Raw genomic sequence first — 19,909 nt, 5'->3', positions numbered from 1 at the left:
TCACCTCAACTTTTCTTAGACCTTTTATTATACGTGGAGAGCGGTGTCGTTTATTCATATATCCCCGGTAACCCGGTTTATTGCTGTTTGATCATTTTTTCTGCATTCTCGGCCACCTGCAATGCTTCTATAAATTCATCGAGTTCTCCGTTTACCACGGCAGGCAGGTTATAAGATGTATGGCCGATCCTGTGATCGGTAACACGGCCCTGCGGCCAGTTGTACGTACGTATTTTCGCGCTGCGGTCGCCGGTACTTACCAACGTTTTACGATGCCTTGCAATCTCCTCTTCTTGCTTGCGTACCTGCTCTTCGTATAACCTGGTGCGCAGCATCTGCATGGCTTTTTCGCGGTTGCCGAGCTGGCTTCTTTCGGTCTGGCACACCACAACCGTACCGGTAGGAATATGCGTTAACATTACCTTGGTTTCCACCTTGTTTACGTTCTGACCACCGGCACCACCACTACGTGCTGTTTCCATTTTTACATCAGCAGGGTTCAGCTCAAAATCTACTTCCTCCGCTTCGGGCATTACTGCCACGGTAGCTGCCGACGTATGCACACGGCCCTGTGTTTCTGTATCGGGCACACGCTGTACGCGGTGTACGCCACTTTCAAACTTAAGCGTACCGTACACATCTTCTCCCTGTACTTCCACCACCACTTCTTTGTAGCCGCCAACTGTTCCCTCGCTTTCGGTAACAATACTTGTTTTCCAGCCTTTTTTAGCGCAATAACGCAGGTACATACCCAACAGGTCCCCGGCAAATAAAGATGCTTCATCACCACCCGTACCTGCCCTTATTTCCAGCATGGCATTTTTATCATCCTGCGGGTCTTTTGGTATCATTAGTTTGGTAAGCTCTTTCTCCAGTTGCTCTTTTTGCTCTTCCAATTCGGGCAGTTCCATTTTTGCCAGCTCACGCAATTCTTCATCATTGCCATTCAGGCTTTCTTTGGCAAAAGTATAATCTGCCGACACCTTGCGGTATGCTTCGTAAGGTTTTACAATACGCTCCAGCTGGCGGTATTCTTTGCTGTACTGCTGAAACTCCTTTTGATTATTGATAATCTCGGGGTTAGTAAGCGCAACGCCAACCTGCTCAAATCTGGCTTTTATAGCATCTAACTGGTCTAACATGTGTAGATAATTTTTATGAGCCCGGCACCAGTAAAAGCATGCAGCTTTTCTTGCGTCGCACTCTTGTACGCCATAGCCCTGCGCAATAACGATACTGCGTTTGCAAACACCCTGCTGGTGCAGTGTGGCATACGCAGCGGCACATTTTAAATCGTTTGCAACTTTTGCTGCCGTGCAAAAAAGTTGCAGCGGATTGTGTGTTTGCCTTGCACTGCGGGCAAATAAGGGCAGCAAAATTAAGCGATTTTAGCACTTGGCACATCTGTTATCTTTACAGCATGGCTTACAAAAAATTCCAGGCAGATTATTTGTTCACCGGTACGGCAATGCTTGGTGCAGATAACGTTTTAATTACCGATGAAGCGGGTGTAATACAGGAAATTGTTCCGGCGGCGGAAGCCGGCGGAGACATTCAGCAATTACCCGGCATACTTACACCCGGTTTTGTAAACTGCCATTGCCACCTGGAGCTGAGCCATATGAAAGGGCTTATACCCGAACATACCGGGCTGGTAGATTTTGTGTTTAAAGTAGTAACACAACGCCACTTTGCAGAAGATGAAATACTGCAGGCCATTGCCAATGCTGAAACTGAAATGCTCGCAAACGGCATTGTTGCCACAGGCGATATTTGCAACAACACGCTTACGCTGCAGCAAAAACTGCAACAGCAAATGGCGTATTATAATTTTGTAGAAGTTAGCGGCTGGCTGCCGTCGGTGGCAAATAACCGCTTCGAAAACAGCCGGACTATTTACCATGCCTTTGCTGCTGCAGATGAAAGAATAAATGCACGTACTACCCTGGTGCCACATGCCCCTTATTCTGTATCTGATGAGCTATGGCATTATATACAGCCATTCTTTGCAGGCAAAACCGTAAGCATACATAACCAGGAAACCGCTTTTGAAGATGAGCTTTTTTTAAGCAACAGCGGAGATTTTGTACGTATGTATGACATGATGAAAATTAACCATGCGCATTTTAAACCTACCGGATTAAGCAGCCTGCGGTCGTATTTTACCAGGCTGCAGCCTGCGCAAAGCGTACTGCTGGTGCACAACACTTTTACAAAAGCAGCAGACATTGATTTTGTACAGCGCAATGAAGGCAATACTGCCGGCGAAGTATTTTTTTGTTTATGCATCAATGCCAATCTCTACATCGAAAATGCCTTACCGCCTGTGCGTTTGTTGAGAGAGCATAACTGCCGTATTGTATTGGGTACTGACAGTTTAGCCAGCAACCATAGCCTGAGCATACTGGATGAAATGAAAACATTGAGCAAACATTTTCCCGGGATTGAAACGGAGACGCTTTTACAATGGGCGACGATCAATGGCGCGCATGCTTTACAAATGCAGGATAGCCTTGGCAGTTTTGAAAGAGGTAAAAAGCCGGGTGTGGTATTGATTTGTAACACATACAATGAGCTGTTTACAAATAAAACTACCGCTACCCTATTGTTGTAGATACCGCTATACGGCCCTTAAGATTTGTTAACTATTTAAGCATGTTAAACAATACCGACAGATGCACTGCCGTACAAGTGAGTGACACAACAGGCGATGATAGTAGTAATGCAGCTTAAGCAACTATACCTGCGCCACTAATTATTTACATGCAGCAATAATGCCTTACTGTTATTTATACCGGCAACAAAGGCTTCTCCATTTTTTGTCTTTATTGCAGAAAGGCTTCTTACATTTCCCCTGATGTTGAGGCCGCTTGCAGGTTGCGGCACATATGTAAAGTTTCCTTTTCCATCGCCGGTAAGCAGTATGCCATGGTTGGCGCTGTAGCGGCCAAATTTAATGCGTGTCCACGTGTTATTGCCGAGCAACAACAGGTCTTTTTTATTGTCTTTGTTTGCATCTAATGCCACCATACCATATACCGGCGCATACTGTGCCTCTGCCGGCAGTTTGTGCATTACAAAACCTTTGGCGCCCTGGTTCTCGAGGTAAATGGTTTCCATTAAGCCTGCCTGTAAAATGTTTGCATCCTGCAACTGTTCTTTTGTAAATATATCATTGATGGTTGCGGTGGAATAGCCTTTGTACTCAAGGAATTTCTTTTTGATGAAAGGCAGTTGGTCTGCAAGATCGTCTCTTGAAGCAGCGGGGTAAGAAACGCCTTGTATATAATAACAGAATACCGGGTCTACAGAACCATTGTTGTCAAAATCTTTATAATAAATACTGAGTGGCTGTTTGGCATTGGCCCTGAACTGCGCGTTTAAGCCAATGTTGCCAAGTATAAGATCACTGTCGCCATCAGCATCCATATCTGCTGCGTAGATTTTATTCCACCAGCCTGAGCTTTCAAATTTTATAAAGTCTTTTGACGCATCTGCCAGTTTACCGTTTTGGTTGATGAAAACCTTTACAGGCATCCATTCTCCTGCTACAACCAGATCGGGTCTTTTATCTGCATTTACATCCACCCAGGCAGCGTCTGTAACCATACCGATATTTTTCAGGGTGCTGCCCACCGCATCTGTTGCATCAGCAAAGTTTCCTTTGCCATCGTTCAATAAAACATAACTACGCGGTGTGACAGGATACATGCCGGGTACAAGCCTGCCGCCGGTAAAGATATCCACGTCTCCATCACCATCTATATCTGCGGCTTTCACGCAGCCGGTACTGGTAGGCATACGCGGCAAAGCATTTGATGCTTTTGCAAAACCAGCTTTACCGTCGTTGATGTACAGCCTGTCCTGCAACAATGAATCAGACTGCTCAAACTCGTAACCGCCACTGCCAACATAGAGATCTGCATCACCGTCGTTATCCGCATCGAAAAAGGCGGCAGCTACATCCTCGCTGCCGGCATCTGCGGCCAGAGCGGGCTGCACAGATTCAGCAAATGTGCCATTTGGCTGCTGTATAAATATTTTAGACGGAAAGCCTTTTGCACCGCCGGTAAAAAGATCGCTGAGACCATCACCATTAAGATCTGCCTGCTGAATACACGGACCTTGCCTGGATAAATAGTTAATAAGCAGCAGTTGGCTTGTAAAATCGTTAAAGCCGTTTTCTGTATGGCTTATAGCAGCGAGTGTGTCAGTACTAATTATCTTTTGTACAGCAGCAGGTACATAAGAAAATTTATCTTTTGCATCAATACTTTTGATGATAAGGGTTGTATTGGCGTTTATGTTTGTAAGCTTTTGCATGTTATCATCTGGCCAGATAACAATAACCGAATCTGCCATTTTGTGCCTGCCTATGCCGAAGTTTAACACCGGATCTACAGAAGTTTGAAAACCTCTTACAGGAGATTGCTCCTGGTAATAAACAGTATCTTTACAAAATACTTTTATTTTAGCACCTATACCTCGTGAATTGCCCGCAGACCCCTGGAGGTTTATTTTAAGAAAGTTATTTTCTTTTGTGGCTTCACTGTTATTGCGGTACACATCTGCATAATCGTTGGAGTTATTGACGATAAGATCGAGGTCTCCGTCATTATCGAGATCTGCATAAGCTGATCCTGCTGATACCACCGGCTTTTCAAAACCCCATTCTTTGGTTTGTTTGGTAAAGGTGCCATCGCCGTTGTTTTTATATATGTAATTGGGAATGACGTTGGTTGGCATTTTTTGAATGTACTCGGGAATGCCATCTACAGAATCGTGATTCATGTTACGTATAACCCGGTCTACAGAATACCGCAGGAAATCCATATCTGTATAATCTTTTACATAGCCATTGCTTACAAACAGGTCTTTATTACCGTCATTATCATAATCAGCAAAGAGGGCCGTCCAGCTCCAGTCGGTATTGGATACACCAGCAAGCTGTGCCACCTCACTAAAGGTACCATCGCCATTGTTTTTTTGCAGCATGTTGCGGCTGTACTGGTAGTAAAATCCTTTGTCAAACAATATCTGGAACTTATCGAAATTTTCTGCGCCGCTGTGCATTTTTTGGGTACGGTTATCCTCGGGCATCATATCTAACGTTACCAGGTCTGTGTAGCCATCGTTGTTATAGTCTGCCACATCGGAACCCATTGAGTAAAGCGAAATTTCATCCATGCATTTACCAAGACTTTCGGTAAACGTACCGTTGCGGTTATTGATAAAAAGATAATCAGGTTCATTAAAATCGTTGGAAACATACACATCCTGCCAACCATCGTTGTTCACGTCTGAAATAGCAAGACCCAAACCGAATGTTAATACATTGGAAGTTATGCCGGCGCTATCGCTTACATTGGTAAAGTGGTTATGATCGTTGCGGTAAAGTTTTGTAGCAAAATCAGGGTTGCGTTCATTTCTTAGCTCCGGGTTGTCCTGCACGCCGGCAGTATATTTTTGCAGGGAGTGGTTGATGATAAAACAATCAAGGTCGCCATCTTTGTCATAATCAAAAAAGCCGGCCTGTGTTGAATAGCCATTATCTGCCAAACCGTATTGCGCAGCACTTTCTTTAAAAGTAAGATCTCCGTTGTTGATGAACAGCAGGTTCTTTCTACGTTCCGGGTTGATGTCTGCACTTCTGCAAATATATATATCAAGTTTGCCGTCTCCGTTAATGTCTGCCATTGTTGCGCCTGTACACCAGCCCTGCATTTGATCTACACCGCTCTGTTTGGTAATATCTTCAAATGTAAGATTGCCTTTATTTAGGAAAAGGCGGTTTCTAACCATATTACCCGTGAAAAGAATATCCTGCAGGCCATCGTTATTAATATCTCCTACAGCAACTCCACCACCGTTATAAAAGTATATATAGTTGGAAACGTTGAGCGGTCCGTCTTCAAACAATGTGTTGTTGAAATTAATACCGGTAGCAGACTTGTCGAGCCTTGTAAAAAGCGTTGAATGATCGTCTCTGCATGCATTAAGTACAAAAAGCAGCAGCAGTATGCAACAATGAAAAATACGCATCAGCAGTTAGTAATTAGTTGTATAAATGTAGATAAAATATTGCCGCTTACACATCACCCGTTTGGTGGCCAGGCTGATTATTTTGTTACCAGCTTTTACACTTTGTGGCATCGCCTGTTGCCACGCTCGTTTCAGGGTACCTCTTCTATGGCAACTGCAGCGTGGCGGCTTCAACAGCGCAGGTGAATCCTTAGCCGGTTGCTGATACACATGTTGCCGCACGAAATAAAATTTGCTGTACAAACACATTGTTATTTGCACAGCAGCCATCTTTTTCTATCCGCTTCAATCTTCGCGTTTGATCAATAGAGTTCCTGCAGTACAAGAGTGCGACGCAACAGCAGTTTAATAGCAGCACTGCAGCTGACTCAATAATTAAAAAAAGATTCCGCCTTTTGAGCGGAACCTTTTATGCTAAAAGAAAACTCCTCTTAGTTTTTATCCCACCACAGCGGTGTGGTTACTTTATCTGCACCACCTAAAGCAGATTCGCCTGTTGCAACGCCATCGGGGTTGTTTTGTTTTTCAGACAACAGGAATGGAATTCTCCTGATCCATTGCGTGGTTGGATCCGGGATATCCGGATTTTCAGAATTTGCTACGGGGTATAAAATAAAGTAACGTCCTCTTCTATAATCTGCCCATGCCTCATTTCCATCCGGGAACAAGGCCAGCCATTTTTGAATGGCAATTTGCTCAAGTTGTGTACTTTGATCTGCGGCAAATTTTACCGGGGCATCGGACACCGGCGGTGAGTTGAGGTAATCGTTTGGAGCAACCGGTGTAGCAGTACTGCCGATGTATGCGGTAATGGCAGCTTCATCTGTAATACCCCATTGGTACATAGAATTTCTGATGCCATCTTCATATAACTGTTGTGCTGTACCGCCCATGTTCCAGCCAAGTATAGCGCCTTCTGCACGCAGGAAGTATGCTTCTGCGGCACACATTACATTTTGGGATGTGGTAAGATAATTAGTAGTGCCCGCAAATGAAGGTGATGACCATCTTTTGCCAACTTTAGAATTGGAAGTTGCCTTATTAATTGTTTCTGTAAGCTGGGTGGAAGTAAGCCCATTTCTCAATCCTTCGTACTTACCGGTTCCGTCAGGATGATCCTGGTCTGCACCGGCCGGTATCCAGTATGTAGATTCTCTTGGGTCTTTATAACCGTTCATTACAGATTCCATAGCGGCACTCATCCTGAATTCATTCCAGTCGCTCATGATAGATAAGCCATTCCAGTCTGAACCGTTATCACTTTTTTTGATCAGCGCATCATCTCCGGGGCTTGCTGTAAATACACCTGAGGCCACTGCTGCTTCTGCTTCTGCTTTGGCACGTGTAGGATCGACTTTTGATATCCTTAAAGCTAAGCGCAGGCGTAAAGTGTTTGCAAATTTTATCCATTTGTTTACATCACCACCATAAATGATGTCGTATGCGCCATAAGGCGTGGCGGAGGTATTGCTTTTAAGCACCGTAACAGCACTTTCCAGGCGTTTGAAGAAATCATCGTATATCTGATCCTGCGGATCGTATGGAACCGAAGGATTGGGTTCTCCTGCACTAAAGTAAGGAATAGGACCCCAATAATCAGTTACCCTGTGGAAACCCAATACCCATACAATGTTTGCCAGTGCATACTCAGGCGATGCAGGATCAGAATTCGCAAAGATGGTTTGCGCCTGGGGCAAAAGATCTGTGTAGATGGGATTAAATGCCGCACCTACCCAATCCATCCTGATGTTAAGCCTGTCTGACGGAAAGTATGTAGCGGTACAAGCAAAGTATTGTGCGTACTGGTCTGCAAACAGGTTTTGTGCAACCTGGTAGTTCCATACGTTTGGTATTGCTGTTTGTTCTGTTTTTGCAAACAGGAACGGCAGTTCAGATGCGCCTACGGTAGGTATAGCATTCCTGTTCTGGTTTATCTCGTCGTATTTTTTGGTACATGCAGAGAAAACCACACTACACGCAACAAGTGCCGCAATGCTATTCTTATTAAATACTTTATTATATCTTTTCATATTAAGATTTTAGTGTAATTAAAATGTTAGTTGAACGTTTACACCAAAGCTTCTGGTTGAAGGTAAGGCTCCGTATTCTACGCCCTGGTAATTGGCATTACCGAGGCTCATATCAGGATCGAACCACATCTTTCTGGTACCGAGACCTGGAATATCCATTTTTGAACTGCCCCTGTAAATCCAGAAAACGTTTCTTGCAACAAAAGATACTTTAGCTCCTTTTACAAATGATTTTTCCTTCAATGGTAAAGAGTAACCAAGAGAAAGTTCTCTCAGCCTGAAATTTGTAGCGTCGTAAGCAAAGAATTCACCGTTTCCATAGCGTTTACCGGAGGCAATTTGCCAGAAGTCCTGCGCGGTAATAGTGGCACTAACCGGAGATCCGCTTGCGTCTACTCCGCCCAGGTTCCATCCGCCCTCTCTATACTGTTCTGTTACTTCAGGAATACCGCTGAATGCGAGGTTCATTTCGGTACCGGACACCATTACACCACCAACCCTTCCATCAGTTAATATGCGCATGGAGATATTCTTATACTGGAAAGTGTTTGTAAAACCTAAAGTAGCTTTTGGATTGAAGTTTCCAATGTACTCCTGGGCCTGCGTAGCTACAGGTTTTCCATTACCATCTACTATATAATTTCCTTTACTGTCAGTGGCCCATTTAAATGCAAGCAGGTCTCCGTAGCTTTTACCTTCTTCCACAACAGGTGTTGCAGAACGTCCGAACCCACCTCCGAGATAGAATATTTTAACTTCATCACTCAGTTCTACGATCTTGTTTTTGTTTGTAGCAAAATTGAATGTTACATCCCACGAGAAGTTTTTATTCTTGATAGGTGTGCCATTTACTACAAACTCAAAACCCTGGTTTTGTATATTACCGGCATTGATGTATTTGCTTGAATAACCGGTAGCCACCGGTAATGCAACAGTCAGCAACTGGTTGAACGAATTACTTTTATAATAAGTAGCAGTAAAACCGATCCGGTTATTAATAAACCTTGCTTCAATGCCAAATTCCAGGTTCTTAACGATCTCCGGCTTAAGGCCCGGAATAGACAATACTGAACTTCTTGTAAGGTACCCGTTGCCCGCACCAAGTGAGTATCCATATGTATTGGCAAGTAAAGCAAACTGGCCACCATTACCAACTTCAGCATAGTTTGCACTTGCTTTAAGAAAGGAAATTGCTTTTGGTAATACTGTCATATCTGAGATGATTGCTGACAAACCAACTGATGGATACTGGTATGAGTAGGGAGATGGCAACCTTGAATCCCAGTCGTTACGCAAACTTGCATCCAGGTACAGGTAGTCTTTATAAGACAGGTTCAACTGGCCAAATACAGATTGTGTTTGAATTTGCGTACCACCAGAATTAACAGAAGGTGCTTTTGCAAAGTTCATACTGAATTTATTGGTCACATTTAAACCACCTGCAGCCGCGTTTGTTGAAATAGCAGCTGCATCCTGGAATATACCACCAACCCGGTAATTAACTTTAATATCTTTACCGATGTTGTTGTTTCCTTCCAGTATCGCATCGTACCATTGCTCCGTAATCCTGAAATCGTAAATAGAATAGTTGCCGCCGGATGCGCTGTACAAAATTGTACCGAGCGAAACCTGGTTCTCGCCTTTTTCATAAGTTCTGTCCAGATTTGCACGCCCGGAAATACTTAACCAGTCAGTGATCTTATACTTTGCAGAAAGAAAACCAATGATCCTGTCCCTGCTTTCGTTGATAGCAGTGCGATTGATCATCCAGTAAGGGTTCTGGTAAATAGAACTCAATGTTGATGGCCACGTTGTAGGCGTTGGCACACCAACATTATTGATAAATTCTGACTGCTGTGCATCAGTGATCGGAATGTTCCTCGCAATCTGGTAAATATTACTTACAGGTGAATTCTCCTCACCTGTTCTTGGTTTATTCCTGATACGCTGGTTGATGTAGGTAACCTTCGCATCCGTAGACAGCCTGCTGGTAACCTGGTTTGTTATTCTCAGGTTAACGGTATTACGGTATAGGTTATTTGCAGGAATAATACCTTGTATAAGGTTGCTTGTATAAGACGCATAGGTCTGCATCTTTTCATTACCGCCTGATACGCCTATTGAATTATTGAAACTTGTTCCTGTGCGGAAAAAATCTTTGATATTGTCCGGCTGTGGTGAGTATGTGCCGGGATTGCCAAGATAATTGGTAATTGACTGTCCGGTCATTTTTTCTCCCCAGCTTTCACCGGATGTAAGATCCATTTTATTGCTGTTTCCCTGGCCATACACATTTTGAACATTAGGCAGCGCAAATGCCGACTCTGCTACAACGCCGGAATTCAGGGTTACAGACATCCGGTCTTTTTTACCCTTCTTAGTAGTTATAACAATGACACCATTACCTGCCTGGCTGCCATAAAGCGCAGCTGCCGATGCACCCCTTAATATGGTCATTGATTCGATATCATCAGGGTTGATGTTAGATGCACCATCTGAACCCTGTACAGATCCAAAATCGCTGGTACCTGTACCATTCGTACTGTTATTGATTGGAACACCATCTACCACAATCAATGCGTTGTTGCTTTGCTGTATGGAGCGGTTACCACGCAATACAATTCTGGCACCGGAACCGGGGCCGCCCGAACCTTGTGTAATAACAGCATTGGCTACTTTCCCGGAAAGTGAGTTCAGCACATTGTTGGGATCTCTCACTTCTGTAAGCTCTGAAGGCTTCACAGTTTGTGTGGCATAAACCAGTGTCTTTGCCTGGCGTGTAATACCCAATGCAGTTACCACCACTTCACCAAGGTCACCTTTTCCTTCGCTGAGTTTAATACTTACATCTGAAGTTGATGCGCTTACCGGTTGTTCAACCGTTGCAAAGCCAATGTATGATATAATCAACACCACATCACCCGATGAAACGGATAATGTAAAAGAACCGTCATTGCCCGACGCTGTTCCGGTAGTTGAACCTTTTACCAAAACAGATGCCCCGGCAATGGGCGAATTATCCTGGGCCGAAACAATCTTACCCTTGATGGTTCGCGTTTGAGCGTTTGCTGCCGTTATGATCAATAACAACAGCGGAAGTAAACAGATTTTTTTAAGCTTTCCCATAGCAGTTTTTGTTTAGTAATAAAATAGAAGCAATACTGACATAGCGGGTACGTTTACGACGAATCGTACATCTTTAAAGAAGAGGGCATAATAAAGATTTTGGTTATCGAAAGCAGTTGTATCTCTAAATTTACGTTTATTAGATCTAATAAAGTTGGACATAAACCGCTCAAACGTTTGCGTAAAAATTTAAAACAGCTACAACCGTAAAATGATTAATAAACAACCGACAATCAAGGAAATAGCGCGCCGGTTAAACATCTCTGTATCAACCGTGTCAAGAGCATTGCACGATCATGCCAGTATTGGTTTACGCACTAAAATGCAGGTAAAAAAACTGGCAGAAGAATTAAACTATGAGCCCAACCAGACAGCCATTTTCTTTCAGCAGCGTAAAACATTTACCATTGGTGTTATACTGCCGCATCTTGGTGAGTCTTTCTTCTCCGAAGCCATCAGCGGCGTAGAAGATGTTACTGCAAAAAACAAATACACAGTGTTGCTTGGCCAATCGCACGATGAGGTAGAGAAAGAGAAACAACTGATCGAAAAAATGAAGATGCACCGTGTTGATGGCATGCTTGTTTCAATTGCAAAGAGCACCACTACCTACGAACATTTTGAAGTGCTGAAGAAGGCAAATATCCCGGTTGTTTTCTTTGACCGTATACCGCGTATGCAGGATATCAATTATGTTGCCTGCAATATGGTATCAGGTACCATGCAGGCCGTGAAGTTCCTTTTGCAAAAAGGGCATCGCGTAATAGGTTTACTCAACGGCCCTGAAAACCTGTTTGCCTGTAAAGAGCGACAGGAAGGCTACGTACAGGCGCTCATCAAAAACAGGATAAAGTTCGACCCTTCCCTTGTGGTAAATACCGACCTTTCTCCTGATGGTAATGTAAAAGCGGTAAAAGAATTACTTGCGCACAAAAGAAAGGTTACCGCCGTGGTTGTCTTCAATGATTATGTGGCCATGGACGCCATGCACTATACGCAGCAACAAAAGCTAAAGCTTAATAAAGACATTTGTTTTGTCAGCTATGCCAATCTCCCGTTTACCAATTATTTAAAATACAGCCCGATGGCTTCTGTAGAACAGTTCCCTTACAAACAGGGGCAAAAAGCCACAGAAATGCTGATCGAACTACTGGAAAAAACAGACGACAGTGCACTGCCATCCTATTACAAAATCATACTCGACTCACAACTGATGATCAACAATGCATAGCCAATATTTTTCCGTGCAAACGTTTGATTATACAAGCAGCATTAATCATCTTTATTTTTGAATTGTAACCAGATTATAAAATCCATTGCCATAACCTGCGCATGACAACCGATATTCTCAAAAGGTTTAGTCTGAACACCGATGAAGTGCAAATTCAACCGTTTGGCAGTGGCCTTATCAATCATACATGGCTTGTAAAAAATGGCCCAAAACAATATATCCTGCAACGCATCAACACGCAGGTATTTACACTTCCTCAAAATATAGACAACAATATCTCCCGGCTGGCAACATACCTGCACAAACACTCCCCGGGCTATTTATTTACCACACCCATTAACACGACCGATCATAAAGGCCTGGCGGAACATGACAACGCCAGTTACAGGCTCTTTGGTTTTGTGGAAGGTTCTCATTCCTACACCGTGGTGGAAGATAAAGAACTCGCTTACGAAGCAGCCAGGCAGTTTGGCAAATTTACACGTTTGCTTGCCGGCTTCGATATTGATCAGCTGAGCATAACGTTACCGGATTTCCATAACCTCTCACTCCGGTATTCGCAGTTTGAAAAAGCTGTGGAAGGCGCTTCCGCAGAGCGTTTACAAAAAGCCAGGTCTTCCATAAACATACTTATACACAACAGGGATATTGTAACCGCATTTGAAAATATTCTCCATAACCCGGCATTTAAGAAACGTGTTACCCACCACGACACAAAGATCAGCAACGTACTGTTCGACAGCAACAACAAAGGCCTTTGCGTAATAGATCTCGACACCGTAATGCCCGGCTATTTTATAAGTGATGTAGGCGATATGATGCGTACCTATCTTTCTCCGGCTGGCGAAGAAGAAACAGACTTTTCCAAAATAGACATACGCGAAGATTATTTTGATGCTATTGTAAAAGGCTACCTCGGTGAGATGGCAGAAGAGCTTACAACAACAGAAAAAAATTATTTCATTTATGCAGGAAAGTTTATGATATACATGCAGGCCCTGCGCTTTCTTGCCGATTATCTTAACAACGATATTTATTACGGTGCCAGGTATCCCGGTCACAACCTCAACCGCACCATCAACCAAATAACACTGCTACAAAAACTACAGCAAAAAGAACCTGCACTATCGCAGCTCGTTACAGGCGCTTTACAGCATATATAGTATGTACCCGGCAGCAGGAATACGATGAAGCTTTCGTTGCGTCGCACTCTTGTACTGTTGAAACAATACTGAACAAAAGCGAAGATCAAAGCGAAGTATAACATTACACTTTTGGCCAAAGCCGTAATGGATAAATATAAAACGGCGGGCTAAAGCCCGCCGCAACAAATTCCTGCATCAGCTCATCCAGTTTACACCCGCTTCAGGATTCCATTTTACAGTTGATTTTTTCAGCTTTGTAAAAAATTCTATTGAACTCCTGCCTGTAATATCGCCAGTGCCAAACTTGCTTTCATTCCAGCCACCAAAAGAAAACGGTTCTCTTGGTACAGGTACACCAACATTCACACCGATCATACCGGCACTTGCCCGTTCTATTACGTAACGTGCATAGCTGCCATTTTGTGTAAATACACTTGCCGCGTTGCCGTATATATTGCTGTTCTCAATGCTGATTGCTTCATCAAGACTGTCAGCACGCATGATGCAGATAACCGGCCCGAATATTTCTTCTTTTGCAACAGCCATGCCCGGTGTTACAAAATCTATAACGGTCGGGCCAACATAAGAGCCGTCTTCTTTGCCCTCCACCACCGCCTTACGGCCATCTACCAGAATTTTTGCTCCCTGCTGTTCCGCTTCTGTAATGTATTGTTCAATTCTTTGCTGCGCTGCTTTATTGATAACAGCACCAAGGTTTGTTCCGGGTATTACTTTTTTGGCTTCGTCGCAGATCTTTTGAATAATATGATCAACACCACCAACGGCTACCATGGCAGATGCAGCCATACAACGTTGGCCGGCACAACCACTCATAGATGCCACAACATTCTGCGCAGTCATATCAGCTTTGGCATCTGGCAAAACAATGAGGTGGTTTTTTGCACCGCCCAAGGCAAGGCACAGCTTAAGCTGTTGCGTGGCCTGGCGGTAAACATGCTTTGCTACTTTGGTAGAACCAACAAAGGTTACCGCATGTATGGAAGGATGCGCACATATGGCATTTACAATTGTATGATCGCCGTTTACAATATTAAATACCCCGTCTGGCAAACCCGCTTCTTTTAACAGCAATGCAATCTTCGCAAGCGTAAGCGGTACTTTTTCAGATGGTTTTATGATCATGCAATTGCCCAAAGCAAGAGCATTGGGTATTGTCCAGTTGGGTACCATAGCAGGAAAGTTAAAGGGCACAATGGATGCCACAATACCCACAGGTACGCGTTCTGTTCTGCATTCAACACCTTTGCTTACTTCGAGTATTTCACCTGTTACCAACTGCGGTATGGAGCAGGCAAACTCCGTTAGCTCTATGCACTTTTCTACCTCGGCTACAGATTCTCCAATGGTTTTGCCATTCTCTTCACTGATGAGTGAGGCGAGCTGCTGCAGGTCTCTTTCCAGCAATGTTTTATACCGGAAGAATACCTGCACCCGTTCTTTTACAGGCATGCGGGACCATACCGGTAAAGCAGCCCTGGCGGCTTCTACAGCCTGATCGAGGTCTGCCGTTGCTGATAATGGCACCACAGATAACAGATTACCATCCAAAGGAGAAATAACAGGCAGTGTGGTACCGGTACCGGCATTTACAAATTTGCCATTGATATAATTTTGCACCAGCGGGTATTTCATACAAGCAGCTTTTAGTGTGTGTACTAAGATAGGAAATGTAAGAGTTGATTGCCTGCTGTACTTTACAGGTTGTATAAGAGTGCGGCGTAACAACCCGGAGGAGTTGCCTGTTGTTATACAGTAAAAGAGTGCGACGCAAGGGACGATGCACAGCATTACCGGTGCCGGCTACATAAAATTATTTACCGAGTAAATGACCGAACGCCTGATGATAATCGCTGAACGGGAAACTGTCTATTATTTTTTTCATGTTAGCGGTTATATGATCGTTGCACAAATTACCGATGCTGCCTTCGTGCGTGTGTGCCACGTGTGTTGAATAAGTGTAATTGCCTGCCTCAATATCCAACCCGATTTTTTTATATGCATCGCGGAAAGGTGTGCCCTGCAGCACAAGCTTATTTACTTCTTCTACGCTGAAGAGGTATTGGTACCGTTCATCTTCGAGAATGTTTTCTTTTACCTCCATATTACTTAGCATAAGCCCTGCCATATCTATACAACTGCGCAAGGTTTCAAACGCAGGAAAGAGGTGTTCCTTGAGCAACTGCAGGTCTCTGTGATAACCGGATGGAAGATTGGTGGTCATCATCAGGATCTCGTTGGGCAATGCTTTGATGCGGTTGCAGTAAGAACGGATGAGCTCAAACACATCAGGATTTTTTTTGTGCGGCATAATGCTGCTGCCTGTGGTAAGCTCTGCCGGGAAACTGATAAAACCGAAATTCTGGTTGAGGAACAAACAGGCATCCATACTAAGGCGGCTCAGTGTATCTGCAATATTGGCGAGTGCAGCAGCCACCATGCGCTCTGCCTTGCCGCGGCCCATTTGCGCATACACAACGTTGTAATTTAAATCTGCAAAACCGAGCAGCCTGGTGGTCAACGTTCTGTTTACCGGGAATGAAGAACCATAGCCTGCAGCGGAACCCAACGGATTTTTATTGACCACATCGAATGCTGCCTTTAGCGCTACAGTATCGTCTGCCAGGCTTTCTGCATACGCGCCAAACCAAAGCCCAAAAGAAGAAGGCATGGCAAGCTGTAAATGTGTATAGCCCGGCAGCAGGTGTGTTTTAAATTTTTCACTTTGCTTTATGAGCAATTCAAAGAAAGCATAAACGGAATGCACGGTTTTCTCCAGCTCGCTACGCAGGTACAGTTTTACATCTACCAGCACCTGGTCGTTGCGGCTGCGTGCAGAATGTATTTTTTTACCGGTATCGCCAAGCTTTTCTGTCAGCAGGTATTCAACCTGCGAATGCACATCTTCAATATTGCTGTGTATAGTAAACCGTGTATCATCTACAGCCTGTGTTGTTGCATAAATATGCCGCAACTCCGTTGTTAACTGGTCTGCTTCATCAAGGGTAAGCAGCCCGATGGTAGCGAGCATTTTTGCATGCGCAATATTTCCCAGCACATCAAAAGGTGCCAGCAACAAATCAAATTCACGGTCTTTGCCAACAGTAAACTGTTCTACTTCTTTTAACGACGCGGTATTTTTTGCCCAAAGTTTCATGTTAGTGCCCGGTTACTGGTTGCCGGTTTCCCGTTTTATTGAATTCGTTTAAATGATCTGCTGCGTGCAGTGCAAACCTGCCAACCCTTTTCGTTCATTACAGTAACGTGGAACTGCAACTGCTGACTATAACAGTATTTTATCCAGCAACTGTATATACAATGCTATTCCCTGCCTGATCTCATCTATGTAAATAAATTCGTCTGCCGTATGGCTGCGGGCACTATCGCCGGGCCCCATTTTAAGGGTCGGGAAATGCATCAGCGCTTTGTCGCTGGTTGTTGGCGAACCATAATAGCTTCTGCCAAGTGTTATACCAGCCTGTATAAGCGGGTGATCTGTTGCAATAGATGTTGAACGAAGGCGTGAGCTACGCGGCTGTACATCGCAGCTTACATTACTGCGTATGGTTTCCAACACTTCTTCAAAGGTATGCAACTCGTTTACGCGTACATCTACCGTAAACTTACACTCATGCGGTACCACATTATGCTGCGAGCCTGCATTGATAATCGTTACACTCATCTTCATCGGGCCCAGCAGATCAGACACTTTATCGTACTTATACGTACGAAACCACTCGATATCTTTTAATGCTTTATAGATGGCATTTTCACCCTCTTCCCTTGCAGCGTGGCCTGCCCGCCCATGTGCGGTACAATCCAGAACCAGCAGGCCTTTTTCGGCAACTGCCATGTTCATCAATGTTGGTTCGCCAACAATACCAAAATCAATTTCCGGCAAACGCGGCAGTAATATTTCAATGCCGTTGTGCCCGGAAATTTCTTCTTCAGCACTGGCAGCAATAACAAGGTTGTATTGCAGGTTTTCCTGTTTGTAATAATGAATAAATGTGGCAATCAATGACACAAGACAACCGCCTGCATCGTTGCTGCCAAGGCCATACAACTTTCCATCCTGCTCTAATGGCGTAAAAGGATCCAGCGTATAGGCTTTGTTTGGTTTTACTGTATCGTGATGTGAATTAAGTAAAATGGTTGGTTTACGCTCATCGAAGTATTTATTCTTTGCCCAGATGTTATTTAGATAACTGTATGTGTTTACACCTTTGGCATTGAGGAAATCATCAATGATCTCTGCAGTATTATCTTCTTCTTTGGAAAAAGATGGCGTGCTGATGAGTTTTTTTAAAAGCCCTGCTGCATCTGAAAAAAGGTTATGTATGTGTTGGTTACTCATGAACGATGCTTGTGCCTGATTGCTGATGGATTAATTCCTGTAATTGCTCTGCTTTGCCTATCACCACCCGGTGTACACCGCTGTGCAGTGCTGCAAAAGCATTATCGAGCTTTGGTATCATACCTGCATAAATTACCTGCTGGTCTTTCAGTGTTTTGTAAGAGGCCGGTGTAATGGAATTGATCACCGTGCTGTCATCTGCTGCATTCATTAAAACGCCGGCTTTCTCAAAAGAGTAGATCAAATGCGTTTCGTACAATGCACTCATTGCCTGTGCAATTTCCTGTGCAATGGTATCTGCATTGGTATTTAACAACTGTCCTTCTTTATTGTGTGTAATGGGCGCCATCACTACATTAATGCCTTGTTCTGTTAAGCTTTGTAATAGCCCTGTGTTCACCGTATCTACATCTCCTGCAAAACCATAATCAATTGAGGTGTGATGCCGCTTATGCGATTGTATCACGTTCCCATCCGCACCGCAAAGACCAATTGCATTGCTGCCACGTGATTGCAGTTGCGCAACAATATTTTTGTTGATGTAACCTGCATACACCATAGTAACGATCTTCAATGTTTCTGCATCTGTTATCCTTCTGCCATCAATCATCTGTTGTTCAACACCTAACTGCGCTGCAAGTTTTGTAGCCAGTTTACCACCACCATGAATCAGTATCTTTCTACCTTCCACCGCCACAAAAGAAGACAGAAACATCTGCAACTTTACATCGTCATCAATAATGTTACCGCCAATTTTTATTACGTACAATTTATTCATACTTGCATTTAGTTACTCACGTCTTATCACTTACTTCTTAGCATTTACTACTTAGAACTTACTAATATCTCACTTATCACAGCCTGTGCTGCCCATACGCGGTTGCCGGCCTGTTGTGTTACAATACTGTTTGGTCCATCCAGTATTTCATCACTTAATTCCACGTTCCTTCTTACCGGCAGGCAATGCATCACCTTTGCATTATTCGTCAGTTGCAGTTTAGCATCTGTGAGCATCCACCGCGGGTCGTTCTCGTATATCTTGCCATAATCTTTAAAAGTGCTCCAGTTTTTTACATACACAAAATCTGCATCTTTCAATGCTTCATCCTGGTTTGTGGTTATCGTTGCGCCACGTGTAAATGCTTCGCTCAGTTCATAATCTTCCGGGTGTGTAATAACAAACTCTGCTTCGCCCCAGGCATTGATCCATTGCGCAAAACTATTGGCCACACACTGCGGCAAAGCTTTTACATGTGGTGCCCAGGTTAAAACAATTTTTGGTTTACTCTTTATAGCTGCATTGCCGGATAATACTTCTTTAATGGTAACAATATCCGTTAATGATTGCAATGGATGCAACGTAGCGCTTTCAAGGCTTATAACCGGCACGCCGCAATATTTTATAAACTGGGAAATATATAATTCACTGTAATCATCTTCGCGGTTCTTGAGAGAGGGAAATGTTCTGATACAGAGTATATCAAAGTAACTACCCAAAATGGGCGCCGCATCTTTGATGTGTTCAACAGAACTTCCGCTCATAATTGCACCTTCTTCAAACTCAAGCGCCCAGCCTTCTTTATCAACGTTGAACACAATCGCTTCCATGCCAAGGTTACCCGCAGCAACCTGTGTACTAAGGCGGGTACGTAAACTGGGATTAAGAAATAACAATCCGATGCGTTTATCTGCGCCGAGTGTTCTGTCTTTATAAGGATCAGCTTTGTATGCCAGCGCTTTTTCTACCAGTGTATTGATATTGCTGACATCATTAACGGAAATAAATTGTTTCACTGCTGTTGATATATTTATTTATGTACTTAGCTGTATTGCTACTATTAAACTTTTGTTGTGTCACTCACTTGTACGTTCGGTTCTTTGTGCTGCACGGCCACCACGCTGCTGAGTATTGCTTACCAGGTTTTGGTTAAACGCACGTAAGCTGTGCTGTTCCATTGTT

Annotated in this window: 12 protein-coding genes; 3 read left to right on the top strand and 9 right to left on the bottom strand. The window is 43.8% G+C overall.

From position 1 onward, the window contains the following. Positions 1-77: 77 nt before the first annotated feature. A complete protein-coding gene (gene prfA, locus I5907_RS07345; RefSeq protein WP_196990064.1) occupies positions 78-1,142 on the bottom strand; it encodes a peptide chain release factor 1 in 1,065 nt (354 codons plus the stop codon). A gap of 278 nt (positions 1,143-1,420) precedes the next feature. Between prfA and I5907_RS07340 the strand changes: the two genes are divergently transcribed. Beyond that, positions 1,421-2,614: an amidohydrolase family protein gene (locus I5907_RS07340; protein WP_196990063.1), complete on the top strand. Its 1,194-nt coding sequence runs from the start codon at positions 1,421-1,423 to the stop codon at positions 2,612-2,614. A gap of 137 nt (positions 2,615-2,751) precedes the next feature. Here I5907_RS07340 and I5907_RS07335 read toward each other — a convergent pair whose 3' ends face one another. The 3 genes from I5907_RS07335 to I5907_RS07325 form a co-directional block, all read right to left on the bottom strand. After that, a complete protein-coding gene (locus tag I5907_RS07335) occupies positions 2,752-6,042 on the bottom strand; it encodes a VCBS repeat-containing protein (RefSeq protein WP_196990062.1) in 3,291 nt (1,096 codons plus the stop codon). A 431-nt stretch (positions 6,043-6,473) separates the two neighbouring features. Beyond that, positions 6,474-8,072, bottom strand: coding sequence for a SusD/RagB family nutrient-binding outer membrane lipoprotein (locus I5907_RS07330; RefSeq protein WP_196990061.1), 1,599 nt, complete (start codon positions 8,070-8,072; stop codon positions 6,474-6,476). 18 nt (positions 8,073-8,090) lie between these two features. Then, the gene (locus I5907_RS07325) at positions 8,091-11,198 is read right to left on the bottom strand and encodes a SusC/RagA family TonB-linked outer membrane protein (protein ID WP_196990060.1); all 3,108 of its coding nucleotides are present in this window, start codon (positions 11,196-11,198) and stop codon (positions 8,091-8,093) included. 211 nt (positions 11,199-11,409) lie between these two features. On the opposite strand from I5907_RS07325, the gene I5907_RS07320 reads away from it, so the two are divergent. Next, the gene (locus I5907_RS07320; RefSeq protein ID WP_196990059.1) at positions 11,410-12,429 is read left to right on the top strand and encodes a LacI family DNA-binding transcriptional regulator; all 1,020 of its coding nucleotides are present in this window, start codon (positions 11,410-11,412) and stop codon (positions 12,427-12,429) included. Between the two features lie 101 nt (positions 12,430-12,530). Beyond that, positions 12,531-13,592, top strand: a complete 1,062-nt coding sequence (locus I5907_RS07315) for a phosphotransferase enzyme family protein (RefSeq protein ID WP_196990058.1) — start codon at positions 12,531-12,533, stop codon at positions 13,590-13,592. Between the two features lie 177 nt (positions 13,593-13,769). Here I5907_RS07315 and I5907_RS07310 read toward each other — a convergent pair whose 3' ends face one another. From I5907_RS07310 to I5907_RS21900, 5 genes are all read right to left on the bottom strand, one after another. Then, positions 13,770-15,227 carry a CoA-acylating methylmalonate-semialdehyde dehydrogenase gene (locus tag I5907_RS07310; RefSeq protein WP_196990057.1) on the bottom strand — a complete coding sequence of 486 codons (1,458 nt, stop codon included), beginning with the start codon at positions 15,225-15,227 and terminating at the stop codon, positions 13,770-13,772. 178 nt (positions 15,228-15,405) lie between these two features. Next, on the bottom strand, positions 15,406-16,749 hold the full coding sequence (gene argH / locus I5907_RS07305; protein ID WP_196990056.1) for an argininosuccinate lyase: 1,344 nt from the start codon (positions 16,747-16,749) through the stop codon (positions 15,406-15,408). Between the two features lie 126 nt (positions 16,750-16,875). Next, the gene (locus I5907_RS07300) at positions 16,876-17,949 is read right to left on the bottom strand and encodes a M20 family metallo-hydrolase (RefSeq protein WP_196990055.1); all 1,074 of its coding nucleotides are present in this window, start codon (positions 17,947-17,949) and stop codon (positions 16,876-16,878) included. Continuing rightward, positions 17,942-18,727, bottom strand: a complete 786-nt coding sequence (gene argB / locus I5907_RS07295) for an acetylglutamate kinase (protein ID WP_196990054.1) — start codon at positions 18,725-18,727, stop codon at positions 17,942-17,944. The genes I5907_RS07300 and argB overlap by 8 nt, the downstream gene beginning before the upstream one ends. Positions 18,728-18,774: 47 nt before the next feature. Further along, positions 18,775-19,743, bottom strand: a complete 969-nt coding sequence (locus tag I5907_RS21900) for a Rossmann-fold NAD(P)-binding domain-containing protein (RefSeq protein ID WP_196990053.1) — start codon at positions 19,741-19,743, stop codon at positions 18,775-18,777. Between the last annotated feature and the right edge of the window lie 166 nt (positions 19,744-19,909).

Origin of the sequence: Panacibacter microcysteis, assembly GCF_015831355.1 — a bacterium.
GTDB lineage: Bacteria > Bacteroidota > Bacteroidia > Chitinophagales > Chitinophagaceae > Panacibacter > Panacibacter microcysteis.
Note: the sequence above shows the minus strand (reverse complement) of the source record. Positions and strands in the feature narration are given on the sequence as shown.